Here is a 17,882-nt window from a genome sequence, read left to right on the forward strand (position 1 = left end):
GAACCTGAAACGGACGAGACGGACAGGGGACGCAAATGAAGCTGGTGCTCGGTTATGACGGGTCCCTGGCGGCCAACACCGCGATCCGCAGCAGTGCCGCACTGTTCCCGGCCGCCGACGCGGTGATGGTCTACCTGTGCACGCCGCCGTTCGGCAGCAAGGGGTTGCGGGCCAGGCTTCGGCATTCGGCCCGCAACGTCGATGAGTTGATCGACCTCGTCGACAGCGAAAGCGACGCTGAGGCGGCACGATTGGTCGACACCGGCGTCATTCTGGCACGGGCCGCCGGCTGGAATCCCGAACCGTTGGTGAAGCGCACCTGGGCGGGCGAGGGGCTGGGGTTGGCGCAGGTGGCCGAACAGCTCGAGCCCGACGTGTTGATCGTCGGCGCTCGCGGCATCGGCGCGACAGACTCGAAACTGGGCAGTGTGTCGGATCTCGTGGTGCACCACTCGCCCCGTGCGGTGCTCGTGGTGTCCCAGAACATGATCTCGACCGAATACGCGGCGGTGGCCGACGGGCCGGTGGTGGTCGGTGTCGACGGCTCGGCGGGTTCCGATCGCGCGCTGGCCGCGGCCGGCTCGCTGTTTCCCGACCGCGAGGTGGTCTCGGTCGGAGTCGACGACGGCAGCGCGGTCGACGTGGCCTCCGCCCAGCCCGCGCATCGCGTACCCAGGTTCCGTGGCTCCGGTGCCGGTGCCACGGCCGATGCACTGGTGGCTTTTGCCGAAGATCAACGAGCCGGTGTCGTGGTGGTGGGCTCGCGGGGGCGGTCGGGGTTGAAGAAGGTGTTGCTGGGCAGTGTGGCGGCCGCGACGCTGCAGCGCACCTTCCGTCCGGTTCTGGTGGTTCCGGGCGGCTAGCAGCCCACCGGATCCCACACCTTGTTCGACCTCGGTGTGGTCAGCCGGTAGTCGGTAACCCTGACGTCGAACAAACGCGCACCGAGATCCCGGGCCTGGGACAGCGGATCGGTTGGGTCGCATGCGATCTCGCCGCGGCTGTTCGCATTTCCCACCACGACGCCCGCCAGGCTCTGGTCGAGATACCTGGTCAGTTCCTGGAAGTGGGCGATGACTCCTGCGGTGGCCCCTACGTAGTTTTCCTCGCAGGAGATCAGCACGCCGACGGTCTTGTCGGTGATACCTCCGACGACCTGTTCTTGTTGCGGCGCGCTGTTGGCGGTGTAGCAGAACAGTCGGTCGAAGACGGTCTTGAGCCGTGCGGGCATGCCGTAGAAGTACAGCGGCATCGCGTAGATGATGCCGTCGGCGGGCAGCATCTTGTCCAGGAGCAGGGACTCGTAGTGGTCATCGAGCGAGCAGAAGCCGGCCGGCGTTCGGCAGCGTCTGCAGTTGTCCAGCATGCGGTCCACGTATTGGTCGAGGAACACGTGCTCCACATCGTGGCCCGCCGATTCTGCACCGGCACAAGCGGCTTCGGCCAGCAGGTGGGAATTGCCGTCTTCGCGCGGGCTTGCGCTGATCACCAGCAGTTTCATCGATTCGCTTCCGTAGCTGTTGCGCGCACACCACCACACGCATCGGGATCGAGCCTCGTGTCCTGTCCAACGGTGGCTTCGGTGAAGTTCATTCCGCGGTGTTCGACGCGCGCTCGCGATGACCGGATGGGGCCTCGTGTCCGGTGACCAGCCACATCTCGGCCGACGTGGGCCGGCATCGTCCGCTTCGTTCGCCGTACCGCGCGGACACTCCTATCGTGCCCGCGCGGTGGCGTCGGTGCTCAGCCCGCGGTCTTACCCGCGTCGACGATGTAGACCGCGCCGTGCACGGCGGCCGCGTCGTCGCTGGCCAGGAACGCGATGGTCTTGGCCACGTCGGCCACGTCCATCATCCCGCGGGGCGCGGCGATCCTCATGATCAGATTCCAGTCGGCGTTCTCCGGTGCGGCGAACTCGGTGGTCTGTGGGGTGAGCATGCCGCCGGGGCACACCGCGTTGACCCGCAGCCGTTCCGAGGTGAACTCGATGGCCAGGGCGCGGGTGAGTCCGACGAGACCGTGCTTGGCGGCGCAGTACCCGGCCGAGTACACCTCACCCTCGACGCCCGCGATCGACGCGACGTTGACAATGTTGCCGCCGGCTTCCAGCAGGTGCGGCAACGCCGCCCGACACAGGAAGAACGGACCGTTGAGGTTGACGGCGAGGTCCTTGTCCCAGTCTTCGTCGGTCACCGAAACGGTGTGGCGCATCTGGTGAAATCCCGCGACGTTGATAAGGGCGTCGAGGCGGCCGAACTTCTCGACACACTGTGCCACCGCGTCCCGGCAGGCCTCCGAGGAGGAGATGTCCACCGAGGCGTATGCGCCGCCGGGAACGTCCTCGAACACCGTCGCCATCCGTTCGGCGTCGCGGGCGACCCCGAACACCTTCGCACCGCGTGCGGCGAACAATTGCGCCACCGCCGCGCCGAGACCCGATGAGGCGCCGGTGACCAGCGCGACCTTTCCATCCAGAGCAGTCATGGCTCACACCTTCTCACGCGGGCTGGCGGGCGGAACCGCGGCCAGCAGGGTGCGGGTGTATTCGTGCTCGGGGTGCGCGAACAACCCGGCCGCCGGGCCGTACTCGATCACCTCGCCTGCGCGCATCACCAGCACGTCGTGGCACATGCGATGCACCACCGCCAGGTCGTGGGCGATGAACAGGTAGGTCAACCCCAGCTCGCCCTGCAACTCGGCCAGCAGGTCCAGCACTCGCGACTGCACCGACACGTCCAGCGATGCCGTCGACTCGTCGAGGATCAGCACGTCGGGTTCGGTGGCCAGCGCCCGGGCGATGCTGACTCGCTGGCGCTGTCCACCGGATAGTTCGTGCGGGTAGCGTGACGCGAAATCCCGTGGCAGATCCACAAGTTCGAGCAGATCGGCCACCCGCGCAGCACGGGCCCGGCGCCCGGAGGCCAACCGGTGCACGCGCAGCGGCTCGCTGATCGTGGTGCCGACCCGAGCCCGTGGATCGAGTGAGGCGAACGGATCCTGAAACACCAGGCTGATCCGCCGGCGCAGGCCGCGGCCGCCGGCGAAGACGTCTTCGGTGCCCAGCGTGGCTGTGCCCGCCGACGGGTCCACCAGCCCGGTGAGGGCCGCGGCCACCGTCGACTTGCCTGACCCCGATTCGCCGACGATCCCCAGCGTCGTGGCCCGCCGCAGCTCGAAGGACACGTTCTTGACCGCGCGCACTGCGCCGTACCGCACCTCAAGTCCGTTGGTCCGCAACAGAACCGGTGCATCTGCCGGCGCGGGGTGCGGCCCGGTGCCGTCGAGCAGCGGACGCGCCGCCAGCAACTCCCGGGTATAGGAGTGTTGCGGGTGATCGAACACCTGCAGGATGGGCGCCTGTTCGACGGCCTCGCCGTCGCGTAACACGGTCACCTCATCGGCCACCTGGCCGATGACCCCGAGATCGTGACTGATCCACACCACGGCGGTACCGAAATCCCGCTGCAGGTCGGCCACCAGCTCGATGATCTGGGCCTGGGTGGTGACGTCGAGCGCGGTCGTCGGTTCGTCGGCGATGAGCAGTTCCGGATCGCAGGCCAGGGCGATCGCGATCATCACCCGCTGACGCTGTCCGCCGGACAGTTGATGCGGGTACGCATCGAGCCGATCGGGGGACAAGCCGACCGCCTCGAGTAACTCACCGGCCCGCGCCCGGGCCTGGCGTCGTGTCATCTTGCGGTGCGTCTCAAGCGTTTCGGTGATCTGACGTTCCAGCGTCAGCAGCGGGTTCAGTGACGTCCCGGGATCCTGGAAGACGAACCCGATCCGGCTGCCGTGCACTGCGCGCAGCGCCCGCGCCGACGCGCCGATCAACTGGGACCCGCCGGCCAGGGAGCTGCTGCCGGTGACCCGCGCCCCCGGGGCGTCCAGCAAACCGGTGGCCGCCAGCACCGTCATCGACTTGCCCGACCCGGACTCGCCGACGATGCCGACGGTCTGCTCCCGCTGCACGTCGAACGAAACGCCCCGGACGATCTCGCGGCGCCCGATCGTCACTCGCAGGTCGTCAACCTTGAGCACCGGCCGACTCATCGCCGCCCCGCCCTTCTCGCCTCGATGGAGGTGCGCTGCTTTGGATCCAGGACATCGCGCAGCCCATCCCCGAACAGGTTGAACGCCAACACCATCACAAAGATCGCCGCGCCCGGGAACACCGCCATCCACCACGCCAGCGTGACGAATCCCTGGGCGTCGAAGATCATTCGGCCCAGGGACGGCTGCGGTGGCTGGATACCCAGCCCCAGAAACGACAGCGCGGCCTCGGCCAGGATCGCGAAGGCCAAGGACAGCGACAGCTGAACGATGACCGGCCCGGCGATATTCGGCAGGATGTGCCGGACCAGGATGTAGCCGTCGCCGGTGCCCATGCTCCGCGACACCGCGACGAATGGTTCCACCCGCACGCCCAGCGCCGACGCCCGGGCCACCCGCGCGAAGATTGGGATGTAGACGATGCCGATCGCCAACATCGTGGTGGTGACGCCGGGGCCGAGGACCGCCACGATCGCCAGCGCCAGCAGCAACACCGGGAAGGCGAACATGACGTCGACGACCCGCATCAGCACGGTGTCGACCCAGCCGCCCCGATAGCCGGCGAGCACACCGACCAGCACACCGATCACCGCGGCCAGGGCCACGGAGACCACCGCGACCCGAAGCGAAGCCGCGATCGCCACCAGCACACGGGAGAACACGTCGCGGCCGAGTTCATCGGTGCCGAGCCAGTGCGCGGTGCCGGGGCCCTGCAGTGCGCTGGGCACGTCGATGTCGTTGATGCCGTACGGGGCGATCCATGATGCGGACACCGCCACGATCAGCACCGCCAGCAGCACCAGGGCGCTGAGCGCGGTCACCGGGTTGGACAACAACAGTCGCCAGGACGCGACGCGCGTATCGGGGGAGGCGGTCATGACAGCCGGATCCTCGGGTCGACTACCGCGTACAGCACGTCCACCAGCAGGTTGATCAGCAAGAACAGCACCGCTATCAGCAACACTGTGCCCTGGATCACCGGATAGTCGCGTGCCGCAACGGAGTTGAACACCAACCGCCCCAAACCCGGCCAGGCGAACACCACTTCCACCACGATGACCCCGCCGAGGATTGTGGCCAGCTGAATTCCGGTGATGGTCAACACCGGTAGCAGCGCGTTGCGCACGATGTGGCGGAAGGTGACCACCGGTGGTGGTAGGCCCTTGGATCGGGCGGTACGGACATAGCCCATGGCGGCGACCTCCAGCACCGCCGAACGCACATAGCGGGTCATGATGGCGCCGGCCACCAGGCCCACCGTCAGCCCGGGCAGGATGATGTGCCGCAGCCAGCCGCCCGGATCCGTAAGCAGCGGGCGGTATCCCGAGGTGGGTAGCCAACCCAGCGTCGAGGCGAACACACCGATCAGCAGGATGCCCAGCCAGAAATCCGGTACCGACACGCCGAACTGGCTGGCGACCCGCACGATTGCGTCACTGACCCTGCCCTCCCGCAGCGCCGCGAAGATCCCGGCGGGCAGCGCGATCACCAAGGCGATGAGGATGCCGACCAGTCCGAGGGACACCGTGGCGGGAAGTCGGTCGAGCAGGATGAGCGTGACCGGGTCGCCGTTGCGGAAGCTGACGCCGAGGTCGCCGGTCAATGCCGAGCCGAGATAGGAGAAGAACTGCTCGACAATGGGCCGGTCCATTCCGCTGGCCGCGCGCAGTGCCTCGTAGGCCTGCGGGGTGTAGCGGGTTCCTAGCGCGATGCGGACCGGATCGCCCGGCACCAGGTGCACCAGGGCAAACACCACGACGAGCACGCCGATGAGGACCACCGCCGAGTAGATCAGGCGCCGGGCCAGGAATTCCAACACCGGATGGTCGTTGCGGATCGCGGCCAAACTCATGGTATTGGACCCCCGTCTAGGTCGGCGGTGCGGAAGCGGACGGCGCCGTCGCGGCGTACCTGGTACCCCGACAGGTTGTTGGCCCAGGCCTGGATCACCGAGGGGTTGTACAGGTAGATATAACTGGCCTGATCCGCGATTCGGGTTGCGGCCTTGGCATAGATGTCTTTTCGCTCGGCGACGTCGGTTTCGGTACGGCCGGCATCCAACAGGCGGTCCACCTCGGGGTCGGAGAACTTCTGCGCGTTGCTCGTGCCGCGAGAGTGGTGCTGCGCGTAGTAGAAATCGTCTGGGTCGATATTCCCGAGCCAGCCCATCATCAGCATGTCGAAATGCCCGGTGTTCTGTTCATCGAGCCAGGTGGCGAAGTCCACGGTACGGATGTGCACCGTGATGCCAAGGGGCGCAAGGTTGTCGGCGATGATCTGAGCGGCGGTGACGGTCTCGGGGTATTCGCTGGTGACCAGCATGTCGAGATCCCGCGGTTCGGCGTCCGCCGCCTGCAGGAGGTCGCGCGCTTTCTCGATGTCATAGCGGTAGCGCTGATAGTCGGTGAACCATGGGCTGCCCTGCGGGATCGCCAGCTGATTGACCTCCGCGGTGCGGTAGCTGGTGGCCGCGGCGATCGCATCACGGTCGATGCCGTACGCGATGGCCTGCCGCGCCCGTGGGTCGTTCCACGGTGGCCGGGCTTCGTTGAGCGCCAGATACCAGTAGTCGTTGCCCGGAGTGAGCGCCAATTTCAGCGAGTCGTCGTCGCGCAGTTGCGCGACCCGCTGCGGGGGCACCGAATCCGTCCAGTCGATCTCGCCGGCCTGCAGGGCCGACAACGCCGTCGTCGGCTCGGAGATGAACCGGAACGTCACCCCGGACACCGGGGGAGCGCCGCCCCAGAACTGGGGGTTTGCCTTGAGCGTGATGGAGTCGCCGCTGCGCCGCCCGGCGAACGAGAACGGGCCGGTGCCGATCGGATGGGTGGCGATCTGGCCGCTCTCGACGTTGGCGCGCTGCACGATCGCCATGCCCTTGAATCCGCCGAGGTTGGTCAGCAGGTTCGGGGTGGGCTCGCCGACGGTGATCCGCACCGTCGCCGGGTCGGGCGCGGTGACACTGCTGACCGCACTGAACTTGTCCACGTTGGTCAACTGCTCATCGATGATGCGCCGGTACGAATACACCACGTCATCGGCGGTCAGCGGGCTGCCGTCGTGCCAGCGCACCCCAGGACGAAGATGAAACGTCCAGGTGAGTTGGTCATCGCTGACCTCCCAGGACTGCGCCAGCGCCGGGCGCATCTGCAGGTCCTCGTCCGGCTCGACCAGCGTGTCGAACACGTTCTCCAAAACCTCGAACGAGAAATAGGCGCTCGTGCGGTGTGGGTCGAGCTGGTCTGGTTCCCCGGCGATGGCCGCGATGAGATAGCCCGAGGATTCGTCGCCGAGGTCCACGCGGCTGCCCGTCGAACAGGCGGCCAGCACGAACACCAGGACTGCTGCCAACGCTTTCATCGCTGGTCGTGTGGTCACGATTACTCCAGGATCACCGCGGGCGATCCGCCGTACGCTCACCCGCTGGGGCCGCCACAGGGGCCGGTCGAAGGTGTCCCGACCCATACCGGTGACGGCGCTGATGAAGACTGCGATACTCACCCATTGTGACGTTCAAGCGCATGGCCTCTGCAGCCGCCCTGTTCTCGTCGGTCGGAATGGGACTCAGTCTGGGGGTCGCCGCCCCCGCGCAGGCTGACCCACTCATGATGGGCGTCTACACGTACACCCAGGAGGATGGCACAAGCGACACCTGGGGTGTGTGGCCGTCCTGTGTCCCGACCGTCGGTGACTTGCGCGAGCCGCTGGAGCTGGCGGTGGCCTGCCGGCTGCATGTCGAGACCAAGCGCGTCAGCGTGGGTGGCGACGCCAGGTTGGTCGGCGGGCAATGGACCTATTCGACGAGCGTCAAGGAAGGCTTCCAGTGCTCCGACGGCAGTTGGACGCCGATCACCGAGACCTACCAATTCGACGACATCGCTTTGCGGGGCACCCGCCGCGTGGCCAACAACGAGGCGTGCGGCGGGACCATCGCTCCCGCGATCCACACCTTCCCGTTCACGCTGGCGTACAAGGAGCCGCTGAAGACACAGATCGAGGTCTATCCGCTGGACTGCGAGCCCGGTGGATTGCGGTGGTGCACGTAAGCCCGGAGGAGCGGCGGCAGTGCTACCGCTGATCGACGGCAAGGTCGTCGACATCACTGGGCCGGGTCGCACGGACCGGTTCGGGGTCACCGCCACCGATCTCGGTGCGTCGATCATCGCGCCCAACGGCAAGCTGGTGTCGGTGTTCGGAGACACGTTTTCCGGAAGTCGTGTCGGGCAGGGCGACTGGCGCTCGCCGGTGGTGCTGATCGGCACCGGCGACGCCAACCACGAGATCGTCTACGAATCCGCTGGGGGTCCAGACCCCACCTACGCGCGCCAGTTGTGGCACTACATCCACGACGACAAGAAGTCCGGATGGCGACACGGCGGTATCAGCACCGTGATCCCATCGGACCTGCTGCGGGTCGGCGACTCGCTGTACCTGCACGCCATCGTCAACCATGGCTTCGGCACGGTGATCTGGACCGAGATCTGGCGCTCCGACGACAGCGGGGTGTCCTGGACCCACCTGGGCGAGGAAGCGAAGTTCCCGGCCGATCTGCACGACGGCCATGCGCAGTGCTGGTCGTGGGACCTGGACCCGGATGACGGTTGGGTTTACGTGGTATCGACGGGATTTCAGCGCGACAAGGGCATCGTCTTGATGCGAGTGCGGCCTGAACACATCGGCCGCCGGTCGCAGTACGACAGCTGGGGGTTCACCCACGGACGCTGGCAGTGGGGGCGGCGGGCGACGCCCATCACCCCGCCGGACGAGACCTGGGGCGAGCTGACCTTCCGCCGCACCGGTCCCGGTAGATGGGTTCTGGGCGGATTCCTTTCGTCCTCGTATGCCTTGGGCTACCGGGTGGTGGCCTCCCCGGTGGCCAACATGCACACCACACCCGTACAGACGCCGATCGTCGGATCGTCGTGGGAGGGTGAGGATCACGCCGGCAACAAAGTCGCCCAGCTCTACGGCGGCTACTTGCTGCCGGGTTCGCGCTTCGGCGTTACCGGAGGCGTCGGCCTGGTGGTGTCGCAATGGCGTACCGACGCCGGATGGCCTTACCGGGCAATGCAATTCAAGGCCAGGCTGAAAGACACGTCGAAGGCACCCCGTCAGCTCGACCCGATCAACCTGTGACGGTCAGGCGGTGTAGCCGCCGTCGACGTTCCAGTTGGCGCCGGTGACGTAGCCGGACTCCGGGCCGGCCAGGAAGCTCACGATGGCTGCGACGTCACCGGTGTTCCCGTAGCGCCCGAGGACTCCGACCCGCTTTCGCTCGTCTGCGGATTCACCTTCGGCCGGGTTCATATCGGTGTCGATCGGACCCGGCTGCACGTTGTTGACGGTGATTCCGCGCGGTCCGAGTTCACGCGCCAGTCCGCGAGTCAGTGACGCCACCGCGCCTTTGGTCATCGCATAGATGGACAGACCGGGTTCCGGAACCCGGTCGGCGTTGATGCTGCCGATGTTGATGATCCGGGAACCTTCGCCGAGGTGTCCGACCGCATTGCGGATGGCCGAGTAGACCCCGCCGATGTTGACGGCGACGACCCGGTCGAACTGTTCCTGTGGGAACTCGCCGATCGGCGCGAGGTAGGCCGTGCCGGCATTGTTGACGAGGATGTCGAGGCAGCCGAGTGCCGCGACGGTCTGTTCGACCGCGGACGCCACCTGTGCCGGGACGGCGGCGTCGGCCTGGATGGCCACGACCTTCGCGCCCGTTGCGCTCACCTCGGCCACCAGCTTGTCGGCCTCGGCGGCCGAGGCTCCGTAGGTGAATGCCACGGCGGCGCCGTCGGCGGCGAGTCGCCGCACGATGTCTGCGCCGATGCCGCGGGACCCGCCGGTCACCAGGGCCCGGCGTCCGGTCAGGGGCGCTTCGATCACTGCAGTCATGTGGGTTGTCCCCCCGGCTGTATTGCGAACCAATCGGTTCTAAAGTATGCTCAGGTCAAGCCGATTGTCGAGAGGAACATTTCCGGTGTGACCGGGAACACGAAAGGTGAGTCATGGCGGTAGGGCGACCCCGGGAGTTCGACTCCGATCAGGTCGAGGACATCGCGATGAAGCTGTTCTGGGATCGTGGCTTCGACGGCGTGTCGATCAGCGATCTGACCGCTGCCACAGGCGTGAACCGGCGGGGCATTTACGCCGAGTTCGCCTCCAAGGAGGGGCTCTTCGAACGAGCCAAGCAGCGCTATATCGCCGGCCCGGGTGGCTATATGGCCGAGGCGCTCACCCGGCCGACCGCCCGTGAAGTCGCCGAGGCGATGGTGCACGGCGCCGCGGACGCGACCTCTGGAGATCCGCATGGCTGCCTGCTGGTCGGAAATGCCGCCGGGCTGGCCGAGTTTCGTGACGCGGCCGTGCGTGAACTGGCGCATCGGTTCGATGAGGCGGTGACAGCGGGCGAGCTGACCGACGTGGACACATCGATGCTCGCCCGCTGGATCGCCGCCGTCTGCCAAGGGATCTCGATTCAGGCCAGAAGTGGGGCAACCCGGAAGGAGCTGCACGCGGTCGCCGACCTGGCATTGGCGGGTTGGCCTATGCTGTGAACCCGCCGTCCACGTTCCAATTCGCGCCGGTGACATAGCCGGACTCCGGACCGGCCAGGAAGCTCACCACCGCGGCGATGTCGCCGGTGTGCCCGTACCGGCCCAGCGCGGTGGTTTGCCGTACGACAGAGGCGAATTCACCTTCGTCAGGGTTCAGATCGGTCGCGATCGGGCCCGGTTGCACGTTGTTCACGGTGATACCTCGGGGTCCGAGATCGCGGGCCAGGGCGCGCGTCAGAGAAGAGACCGCACCCTTGGTCATGGCGTACACGGCCGTGCCGCCGGTCGGCACCCGATCGGCGTTGATGCTGCCGATGTTGATGATCCGTGATCCCTCGCCGAGGTGGCTCACCGCGGCACGGATGGCCGAGTACACCCCGCCGATGTTGATGGCGACCAGGCGATCGAACTGATCCTGCGGAAACTCCTCAATCGGCGCCATGAACGCCGTTCCGGCATTGTTGACCAACACGTCCAGACCCCCGAGATCTCCGACCGCCTGCTCGACGGCGTTGGTCACCTGTACCGGGTCGGCGCTGTCGGCCTGAATCGCCACGACCTTCGCCCCGTCGGCAGTCAGCTCGGCCACCAGCTTGTCGGCCTCGACGGCAGAAGCGCCGTAGGTGAACGCCACCGCGGCGCCATCGGCTGCCAGTCGTCGCACGATGCCCGCGCCGATCCCGCGGGACCCGCCCGTCACCAGTGCGCGGCGTCCGGTCAGAGTTGCTGTTGTCATGATGTCGGCCCTCCGCGGGTAGTTCGACGAAAGCGAATGATGTTGAGGTCAAAGCTGATCGCGCGAGGATGATTCACGATGTGACCGGTATCACCTATGGTGTGGGCGTGAAGAAACGCGTCGTGGTGTGGGGCACCGGTTTCGTCGGGCAGATGGTGATCGCCGAGATCGTCAAACACCCGTTGTTCGAACTTGTCGGTGTCGGTGTCAGCAATCCGGAGAAGGTGGGCCGCGACGTCGGCGAGATCTGCGGCCTCGGGGCGGCCCTGGGAGTCCGGGCCACCGACGACATCGACGCGCTCATCGCACTGAAGCCTGACGCGCTGGTGCACTACGGGCCGACCGCCGCCCATGCCGACGCCAACATCGATGTGATCACCCGGTTCCTGCGGGCCGGCATCGATGTCTGCTCCACCGCCATGACGCCGTGGGTGTGGCCCAAGATGCACCTGAACCCGCCGGCCTGGATCGAGCCGATCACCGAGGCCTGTGAGGCGGGCCGGGCGTCGTGTTTCACCACCGGGATCGACCCCGGCTTCGCCAACGATCTCTTCCCGATGACCTTGATGGGCCTGTGCTCGGAGATCCGCCGGGTGCGCGCCTCGGAACTGCTCGACTACACGAACTACACCGGCGACTACGAGTTCGAGATGGGCATCGGCAAACCACCCGAGCACCGGGCTCTGCTCGAAACCCCGGACATCCTCATCTTCGCCTGGGGCGCAACGGTTCCGATGATCGCGCATGCGGCCGGCATCGAGCTCGACGAGATCACCACCACGTGGGACAAGTGGATCACGCCCGAGGAGCGCAAATCGGCCAAGGGGATCATCGATGCCGGCAACGTCGCCGCGGTGCGCTTCACGATCAACGGCGTCTACCGCGGCGAAACCCGGATCCAGCTCGAGCACGTCAACCGGATCGGCCTGGACGCCGCACCGGACTGGCCGTCCGGAACCGACAACGACGTCTACCGCGTCGACATCGAGGGCACTCCGAGCATCTCGCAGGAAACGGCGTTCCGGTTCACCGACGGCTCGGGCCGCGATGCCGCCGCCGCGGGCTGCCTGGCCACCGGACTGCGGGCGCTCAACGCCGTGCCCGCTGTCAATGAACATTTGCCCGGGTGGGTCACGCCACTGGATCTACCACTGATTCCAGGCTTCGGCACCATTCGCTAAGTAACGCCAGCCGCGTCAATCGAGATGGATTACCGGATAGGGTTCCTCTCGAAATGGGGTGAGATGGCTGACGGGATCGGGTTGTCGATTGGATCGACGAACCTCACAGCGGTAGTGGTAGACCGCGCCGCGTTGACGCGGTCGCCGGTGCTGACGCTCTTCCCTCATCGGGCTCCGGAAGTGGGGGTACCCAGCGAAAACCCCAACCTGAACGAACGCGGTCTGATCCTCACCGACTTCGTCGAACGGGTCGGGGACCCGGTCGGCATGCTGGCACCCGACGGTTCGTCGCACCGGGGAGAGACGGTGCTGGCCGATGCCCTGGCGGCGCTGCTGCGCACGCTGACCGGGGGACGTCCGCCGGCCGATCCGATCGCCATCACCCATCCCGCGCATTGGCGGCCCAATCAGATCGCGGCGCTGCGCAACGAACTGGCCGCCGTCGGAGACTTCGGTGACCCGGTGCTGGCCCCTGACGCGAAGGCGGCGCTGGTCGCGCTGCAGGACAACCCGGGGGTGCCGACGCGCGGTGTGATCGCGGTGTGCGACTTCGGGGGCAGCGGCACCAGCATCACGCTGGCCGATGCGGACAACGGGTACCGGTCGATCGCGCCGACGATTCGGCACCCCGACCTGTCCGGCGACCTGATCGACCAAGGTCTGCTCACTCACGTGGTGAACGATCTGTCCGCGGCCGGAACGATCGACCTGGCCAGTACTTCGGCCATCGGCTCGCTGGGGCGGCTGCGCTCCGAGTGCCGGCGCGCCAAGGAGCGCCTGTCCACCGAGTCCGTCACGACACTGGTCGCCGAACTGCCCGGGCATCGCAGCGAAGTGCGGTTGAACCGCAACGAGCTCGATGACGTGGTCGACGGACCGCTGCGGGAGTTCATGTCGGTGCTGCACGGCGCGGTAGAACGTGCCGGGTTGCGCCCCGGTGAGCTCGTGGCGGTGGCGACCACCGGCGGCGGCGCCAGGATCCCGGCGATCACCACGACGCTGTCCGAACATCTGCGCCTGCCGGTGATCACCGCGCCGCAGCCGGAGCTGACCCCGGCCATCGGCGGTGGCCTGACCGCAGTGCGCGGCACCGCCGAGGAGGGCATGACCGCCATGGCGCCGGCCTCGGCGGCGGCACCGCCGACCGCGGCTGCGACCTTGCTGGCACCCGAGCCGCCCCCGGCGGCCCAGGCGTTGGCCTGGTCCGACGCGCAGGACGTCCCCGGTGTCGCGCCGGTCGACGACTACCGGGCCGAGGCGTACGGCGACGACTACGGGACCGATTTCGACACCGGTCTCGAACCAGCCGGCGGACGCACCGCGGCGCGCCCCCAACTCGAGTTCGGTGAGCGTGAGTTGACCGAGCGCGACGAGATCGCGGCGCGGCCCTGGTATCGGCGGCCGCCGGTGATCCTCGGTGCCGGCGCCGCGGTAGTCCTTGTGGCCGTCGTGGCGGCGCTGGTGGCCATCACCGGCGGTGACGAGCCCACCCGCCCGGCGTCCACCTCCAAGGCTGTTCCGTCGACGACGGCGGCCCCGGATGAAAACCCCCCTGCCGCGCCGGTCGACGAGCCCGCGCCCGTCGACGCACCGCAGACCGTCACACAGAAGGCTCCCGCCCGCACCGTGACACAGACAGTGGAACAACCCGCCCCGCAGGCTCCGCCTGTGACGGAGAACCCACCTCCCGCACAGACGCCGACCCCGACGACCGAGGCGCCGCCTCCGACGACGACGGAAGCTCCGCCGACCACCACCCAGGCACCGACCACCACCCAGGCACCGACGACGACGCAGGCACCGTGGAGTCCCACCGCGCCGTATCCGACGGTCCCGGGCCTGCCCTGGGTTCCCGCGCCCGGCGGCGCTCAGACCGGGGGCTGAAGCTCAGCGCGGTTCATGCCGGCGATCATCGGAAAGAACCCAGCGCCTCGGTGACATCGGGGGAGTAGACAATCGCGGGATCGAGGTCGGCTGCGGTACGGAGCGTGGCGACCAGGGCTGCGGCGGCGAATTCGACCAACGCGTCGACGTCGATGTCGTGGTGGGTGATGCGGTCGATCATCATCTCGTCGAGGTAACCGACCCAGCCGTGCATGGCGGTCCGCAGTGCCGGAGCGACAGGCTCAACGATGCCCAGCGCCAACAGGATCCGTGATGCACCCATCCAGCGGAGTCGCTCGATCGCGGCCTGGTGTTCGGGGTCGGCCCCCAATGCGCCACGCAGCAGCGCGACGAAACTGTCCGAGTACGAATCGATGTAGGCGATGTGGCTGCGCAACGCATGGCGCAGCTGGTCGATGAGCGAGGCATCGGCGGGGGGAGCAGAGAGTTGCGCAGCCGCGATCTCCACCGCGATCTCGTTCATCACGGCCAGATACAACCCGCGCTTGTTGCCGAAGTGATGGGCGATCAACCCGTAGGCCACGCCGGCATTCTTCGCGATCTCCGAGGTGGTGACCTGGTCGTAGGGCCGGCTCGCGAAGAGCTTTCGGGCCGCGTCGATGATCAGTTGACGCCGGTCGGCGACGGCCGGTTTAGCTGGCATCAGCCCAGGCTAACGGGATTGCTCAAGGTCCCGATGCCATCGACCTCGATGCGCACCGTGTCGCCGGGCCGGAGGAACCGGCCGACAGGCCAGCCGGTGCCAGCGAACGTTCCGCACGCCACCACGTCGCCGGGCCTCAGCGCACAGAACCGGCTGAGCCGGCTGACCACCTGCGCGGGGGACAGGATCAGATCGTTGATGCTGCCGCGCTGACGCAGCTTGCCGTTGAGGAACGTGCGCAACTCGGCGGTGCTCACGTCGAGCTCGTCAGCGGTCACCAGCCATGGTCCCAGCGGGCCGTGGCTGGGGTGACTTTTTGCCAGTGCTGTCGCAGTGGGATTGTCGGTCTGCCAATCGCGGATCGAAACATCGTTGGTGATCAGGTAACCCGCGATCGCCGCGCGGGCGGCGACCTCGTCCGCGTCGTGGATACCGGTGCCGATGATGACCGCGAGCTCACCTTCGAAATCGACCTGTTTGGCGTCGTGCGGCAGCAGGATCGGAGCGCCGGGCCCGACGATTGACGAGGGTGCCTTGGCGAAGAAGAACGGATACCGGGGCCGTGGATGGGCCAGCAGATAGCCCGCGGCGATCCGGACGAGCCGTGGTTCGCGCAACAACCAACGGACGTTGACGTCCTTGCGGTGATCGGGCGCGTTGAGCCCGATGGCCATGAACAACGACGGCGTCGGAACCGGTGCGTGCAGCACGGCGGACTCGATCGGGTGTCGGGGTGCGTGGGGCAGCAGTGATGCCGCCGCGGTCGTCCAGTCGGAACGCTGCAACAGACTCAGCATCGAGTTGGGCCCGCCGTCACACGCACTCAGGTCGGCGATCTCGTCGCCGACGACGGCACCCGCACGAGTCTCAGCGGATCCCAGCGAGAAGGTGGCTAGTCGCATTTCGCGTGCTCCTACAGTGTTTTCCAGCGCAGTGTGCGCAATCCGGCACGGGCGCGTCGGCCCTCGGGCGGCGCCGACCCTCTCCGGGTGAGCCCAGGCGCCCCGGCAGTCACCAGCCGTTGCAGCACATCGGGATCGAACTCGACGCCGATCGGGTTGGTATCGAACTCGCCTCCAGCGAGCCAATCCAGAAGTTCCTGATTCGTGGTGAAGTTGTCGACCTGCAACTCGATCCGGTTGCCGTCCGGGTCCTCGTAGTACATCGAGGTGGTGGGTCCATGGTTGATGCACCACACCGGCGTGATGCCGGCGTCGGCGAGCCGCCGATAGGTAGACAGCAGCGCGGACAGGTCGGCGAAGGTGAACGCGACGTGATCGACACCGTAGACCTTGCGGTGAAGCTTCCAGACCCGACCTGGAAACCGAAGCAGCCGAGGCACTTTGATCAAGGCGATGCGGTGATGCTCGTGGTCGTAGGTGAGGAACGTGATCCGCTCGTCATCGAACACCACGAGCGCATCCAACACGAGGCGGTACCAGTCCGACATCTCGGCTGCGCGGGGCGTCTTGAACACGATGTGGGCCAGCTTGTCCGGTGCGCCGGGCCGCGGCGGCCGGTCCAGATCGGTGGCGTTCACGCGCACCCTAGGGTGGCTGTTCATCGGTCGAACTGCCGGGCCAGCACCAGGCCGCCGAGCCCCAAGGCCAGATCGCTGGTGAGTATCAGCGCCGACAGCGGGCCACCCCGTTGCCCGCGCAGCGTAGCGACCGCGCGCACCGCCGCCATCAGCAGACCGCTGATGGCGGCGCTACGGATGAAGGCGGCATCCCGGTCTCCGCGGGAGATCCGGTACAGCCCGTAGGCGAATCCGGCGTTGACCGTGCCGGTTTCGCGGCGAAACCACGGATCTGCGCTCAGGCCCAGTCGGCCCTCCAGCGACGCGGGTACCGCGAAATGGGCGACCAGTGCCACCAGCACGTGGACGAGCCCCAGTGTGGTGCCGATACGGATCTGGCGATCGCTGAGGTGGATCATCGGGCCCCCAGTTCCAGCGCGTCGCGGGTGTTGACCCGCCGGCCGCCGACGGCGGCCACGAGCCGGCCGAACGCCGGGGCTTCGAGCGGGACCAACGAGTAGGCGGGGTAGACGACCCGGGTCGCGCCACGTTGCAGGCCGCGGACAACAGCCGCGGCGGTCGCTGCCGGTGAAACCGGAGGCAGGGTTCGCGGAGGTGTTGTCTTCCAGGGAAGTTCGTCGAGGTCGCGCAAAGCGGTGTCGGTGGACCCTGGCACCACCTCGAGTACCCGGATGCCCGTCTCGGCCAGCTCCAACCGCAGCGACCGGGTCGCCTGCGCGAGTGCTGCTTTCGATGCCGCGTAATACCCGAGCAGCGGCAGCGGAACCGCCTGCACGGTCGAGGTGACATTGACGATCGTGCCGGAGCCTGCGGCGTGCATGGCGGGCAGCAGGGCCGCGGTGAGAGCGAGCGGCGACCACAGATTGACCTCGAAAACCTCACGGGCAAAGGACGAATCGGCGATCAGTGATTGTGGTCCGGTCAAGTTGGCGCCCGCATTGTTGATGACGACGTCCACACCTCCGAGGGCCGCGAGTGCCCTGGCGCCGACGCCTGCGGCCGAACCGGGCTCGGTGAGGTCCGTTGCGAGCACGATCGGGCGGGTACCGCCGCTGTGGGCGATCTCGTCCGCCAATTTGTTGAGCAAACCCTCTCGCCGGGCCGCGACGACCAGTACGGCGCCCTGACCGGCGAGCGCCAGGGCCATTTGCCTGCCGATTCCGGTAGAGGCGCCGGTAAGCACGATTCGCTTGCCGGCCAGGTTGATTCGACGTCGTCTCATGTCTTCCCCCGATTGACTCCAGTTGGTGTTGACGCCTACCGTGCC

At 67.3% G+C, this 17,882-nt stretch carries 19 protein-coding genes; 6 read left to right on the forward strand and 13 right to left on the reverse strand.

All coding sequences use genetic code 11. The features are described 5' to 3' along the window. Positions 1-35 precede the first annotated feature (35 nt). Entirely contained in the window at positions 36-863 is an 828-nt protein-coding gene (locus tag BKG60_RS08740) for a universal stress protein (protein ID WP_070943398.1), read from the forward strand. Here the strand turns inward: BKG60_RS08740 and BKG60_RS08745 are convergent. The 6 genes from BKG60_RS08745 to BKG60_RS08770 form a co-directional block, all read right to left on the reverse strand. Next, positions 860-1,501 (reverse strand): flavodoxin family protein, encoded by a 642-nt coding sequence (locus BKG60_RS08745; protein ID WP_075909598.1) that lies wholly within the window; start codon positions 1,499-1,501, stop codon positions 860-862. The genes BKG60_RS08740 and BKG60_RS08745 overlap by 4 nt on opposite strands. 242 nt (positions 1,502-1,743) lie before the next feature. Then, a complete protein-coding gene (locus BKG60_RS08750) occupies positions 1,744-2,484 on the reverse strand; it encodes an SDR family NAD(P)-dependent oxidoreductase (protein ID WP_070943397.1) in 741 nt (246 codons plus the stop codon). 3 nt (positions 2,485-2,487) lie between these two features. After that, positions 2,488-4,053 (reverse strand): dipeptide ABC transporter ATP-binding protein, encoded by a 1,566-nt coding sequence (locus tag BKG60_RS08755; protein WP_070943396.1) that lies wholly within the window; start codon positions 4,051-4,053, stop codon positions 2,488-2,490. After that, positions 4,050-4,931 carry an ABC transporter permease gene (locus tag BKG60_RS08760; RefSeq protein ID WP_075909554.1) on the reverse strand — a complete coding sequence of 294 codons (882 nt, stop codon included), beginning with the start codon at positions 4,929-4,931 and terminating at the stop codon, positions 4,050-4,052. Before BKG60_RS08760 ends, BKG60_RS08755 begins: the two co-directional genes overlap by 4 nt. Beyond that, entirely contained in the window at positions 4,928-5,905 is a 978-nt protein-coding gene (locus BKG60_RS08765; protein WP_239251573.1) for an ABC transporter permease, read from the reverse strand. The genes BKG60_RS08760 and BKG60_RS08765 overlap by 4 nt, the downstream gene beginning before the upstream one ends. Further along, positions 5,902-7,413: an ABC transporter substrate-binding protein gene (locus BKG60_RS08770; RefSeq protein WP_075909600.1), complete on the reverse strand. Its 1,512-nt coding sequence runs from the start codon at positions 7,411-7,413 to the stop codon at positions 5,902-5,904. The genes BKG60_RS08765 and BKG60_RS08770 overlap by 4 nt, the downstream gene beginning before the upstream one ends. A gap of 161 nt (positions 7,414-7,574) precedes the next feature. Here BKG60_RS08770 and BKG60_RS08775 point away from each other — a divergent pair, with 161 nt between their 5' ends. Continuing rightward, positions 7,575-8,099, forward strand: a complete 525-nt coding sequence (locus BKG60_RS08775; RefSeq protein ID WP_070186599.1) for a hypothetical protein — start codon at positions 7,575-7,577, stop codon at positions 8,097-8,099. Between the two features lie 19 nt (positions 8,100-8,118). Continuing rightward, positions 8,119-9,189: a DUF4185 domain-containing protein gene (locus tag BKG60_RS08780; RefSeq protein ID WP_075909555.1), complete on the forward strand. Its 1,071-nt coding sequence runs from the start codon at positions 8,119-8,121 to the stop codon at positions 9,187-9,189. Positions 9,190-9,192: 3 nt separating this feature from the next. On the opposite strand, the gene BKG60_RS08785 is transcribed toward BKG60_RS08780, so the two are convergent. After that, positions 9,193-9,948 carry an SDR family NAD(P)-dependent oxidoreductase gene (locus BKG60_RS08785; RefSeq protein ID WP_075909556.1) on the reverse strand — a complete coding sequence of 252 codons (756 nt, stop codon included), beginning with the start codon at positions 9,946-9,948 and terminating at the stop codon, positions 9,193-9,195. A gap of 113 nt (positions 9,949-10,061) precedes the next feature. Between BKG60_RS08785 and BKG60_RS08790 the strand changes: the two genes are divergently transcribed. Beyond that, complete coding sequence (locus BKG60_RS08790) at positions 10,062-10,610, forward strand: TetR/AcrR family transcriptional regulator (protein WP_075909557.1); 549 nt, start codon at positions 10,062-10,064, stop codon at positions 10,608-10,610. Here BKG60_RS08790 and BKG60_RS08795 read toward each other — a convergent pair. Continuing rightward, a complete protein-coding gene (locus BKG60_RS08795; protein ID WP_075909558.1) occupies positions 10,600-11,346 on the reverse strand; it encodes a 3-oxoacyl-ACP reductase family protein in 747 nt (248 codons plus the stop codon). The genes BKG60_RS08790 and BKG60_RS08795 overlap by 11 nt on opposite strands. A 68-nt stretch (positions 11,347-11,414) precedes the next feature. On the opposite strand from BKG60_RS08795, the gene BKG60_RS08800 reads away from it, so the two are divergent. Both BKG60_RS08800 and BKG60_RS08805 read left to right on the forward strand, forming a co-directional pair. Further along, a complete protein-coding gene (locus BKG60_RS08800) occupies positions 11,415-12,527 on the forward strand; it encodes an NAD(P)H-dependent amine dehydrogenase family protein (RefSeq protein ID WP_075909559.1) in 1,113 nt (370 codons plus the stop codon). A 63-nt stretch (positions 12,528-12,590) separates the two neighbouring features. Further along, positions 12,591-14,411: an Hsp70 family protein gene (locus BKG60_RS08805; RefSeq protein ID WP_075909560.1), complete on the forward strand. Its 1,821-nt coding sequence runs from the start codon at positions 12,591-12,593 to the stop codon at positions 14,409-14,411. 25 nt (positions 14,412-14,436) lie between these two features. Here BKG60_RS08805 and BKG60_RS08810 read toward each other — a convergent pair whose 3' ends face one another. Genes BKG60_RS08810 through BKG60_RS08830 form a run of 5 tightly spaced genes read right to left on the reverse strand, consistent with a single transcriptional unit; the run spans position 14,437 to position 17,837 of the window. Continuing rightward, complete coding sequence (locus BKG60_RS08810; protein ID WP_070943390.1) at positions 14,437-15,075, reverse strand: TetR/AcrR family transcriptional regulator; 639 nt, start codon at positions 15,073-15,075, stop codon at positions 14,437-14,439. Then, positions 15,075-15,977 (reverse strand): fumarylacetoacetate hydrolase family protein, encoded by a 903-nt coding sequence (locus BKG60_RS08815; RefSeq protein WP_075909561.1) that lies wholly within the window; start codon positions 15,975-15,977, stop codon positions 15,075-15,077. The genes BKG60_RS08810 and BKG60_RS08815 overlap by 1 nt, the downstream gene beginning before the upstream one ends. 11 nt (positions 15,978-15,988) lie before the next feature. Continuing rightward, positions 15,989-16,615 (reverse strand): VOC family protein, encoded by a 627-nt coding sequence (locus BKG60_RS08820; RefSeq protein ID WP_239251571.1) that lies wholly within the window; start codon positions 16,613-16,615, stop codon positions 15,989-15,991. A 20-nt stretch (positions 16,616-16,635) separates the two neighbouring features. Beyond that, positions 16,636-17,013, reverse strand: coding sequence for a hypothetical protein (locus BKG60_RS08825; protein WP_075909562.1), 378 nt, complete (start codon positions 17,011-17,013; stop codon positions 16,636-16,638). Further along, positions 17,010-17,837, reverse strand: coding sequence for an SDR family NAD(P)-dependent oxidoreductase (locus tag BKG60_RS08830; protein ID WP_075909563.1), 828 nt, complete (start codon positions 17,835-17,837; stop codon positions 17,010-17,012). Before BKG60_RS08830 ends, BKG60_RS08825 begins: the two co-directional genes overlap by 4 nt. Positions 17,838-17,882: the final 45 nt, after the last annotated feature.

This window comes from Mycobacterium syngnathidarum (assembly GCF_001942625.1).
Lineage (GTDB): Bacteria > Actinomycetota > Actinomycetes > Mycobacteriales > Mycobacteriaceae > Mycobacterium > Mycobacterium syngnathidarum.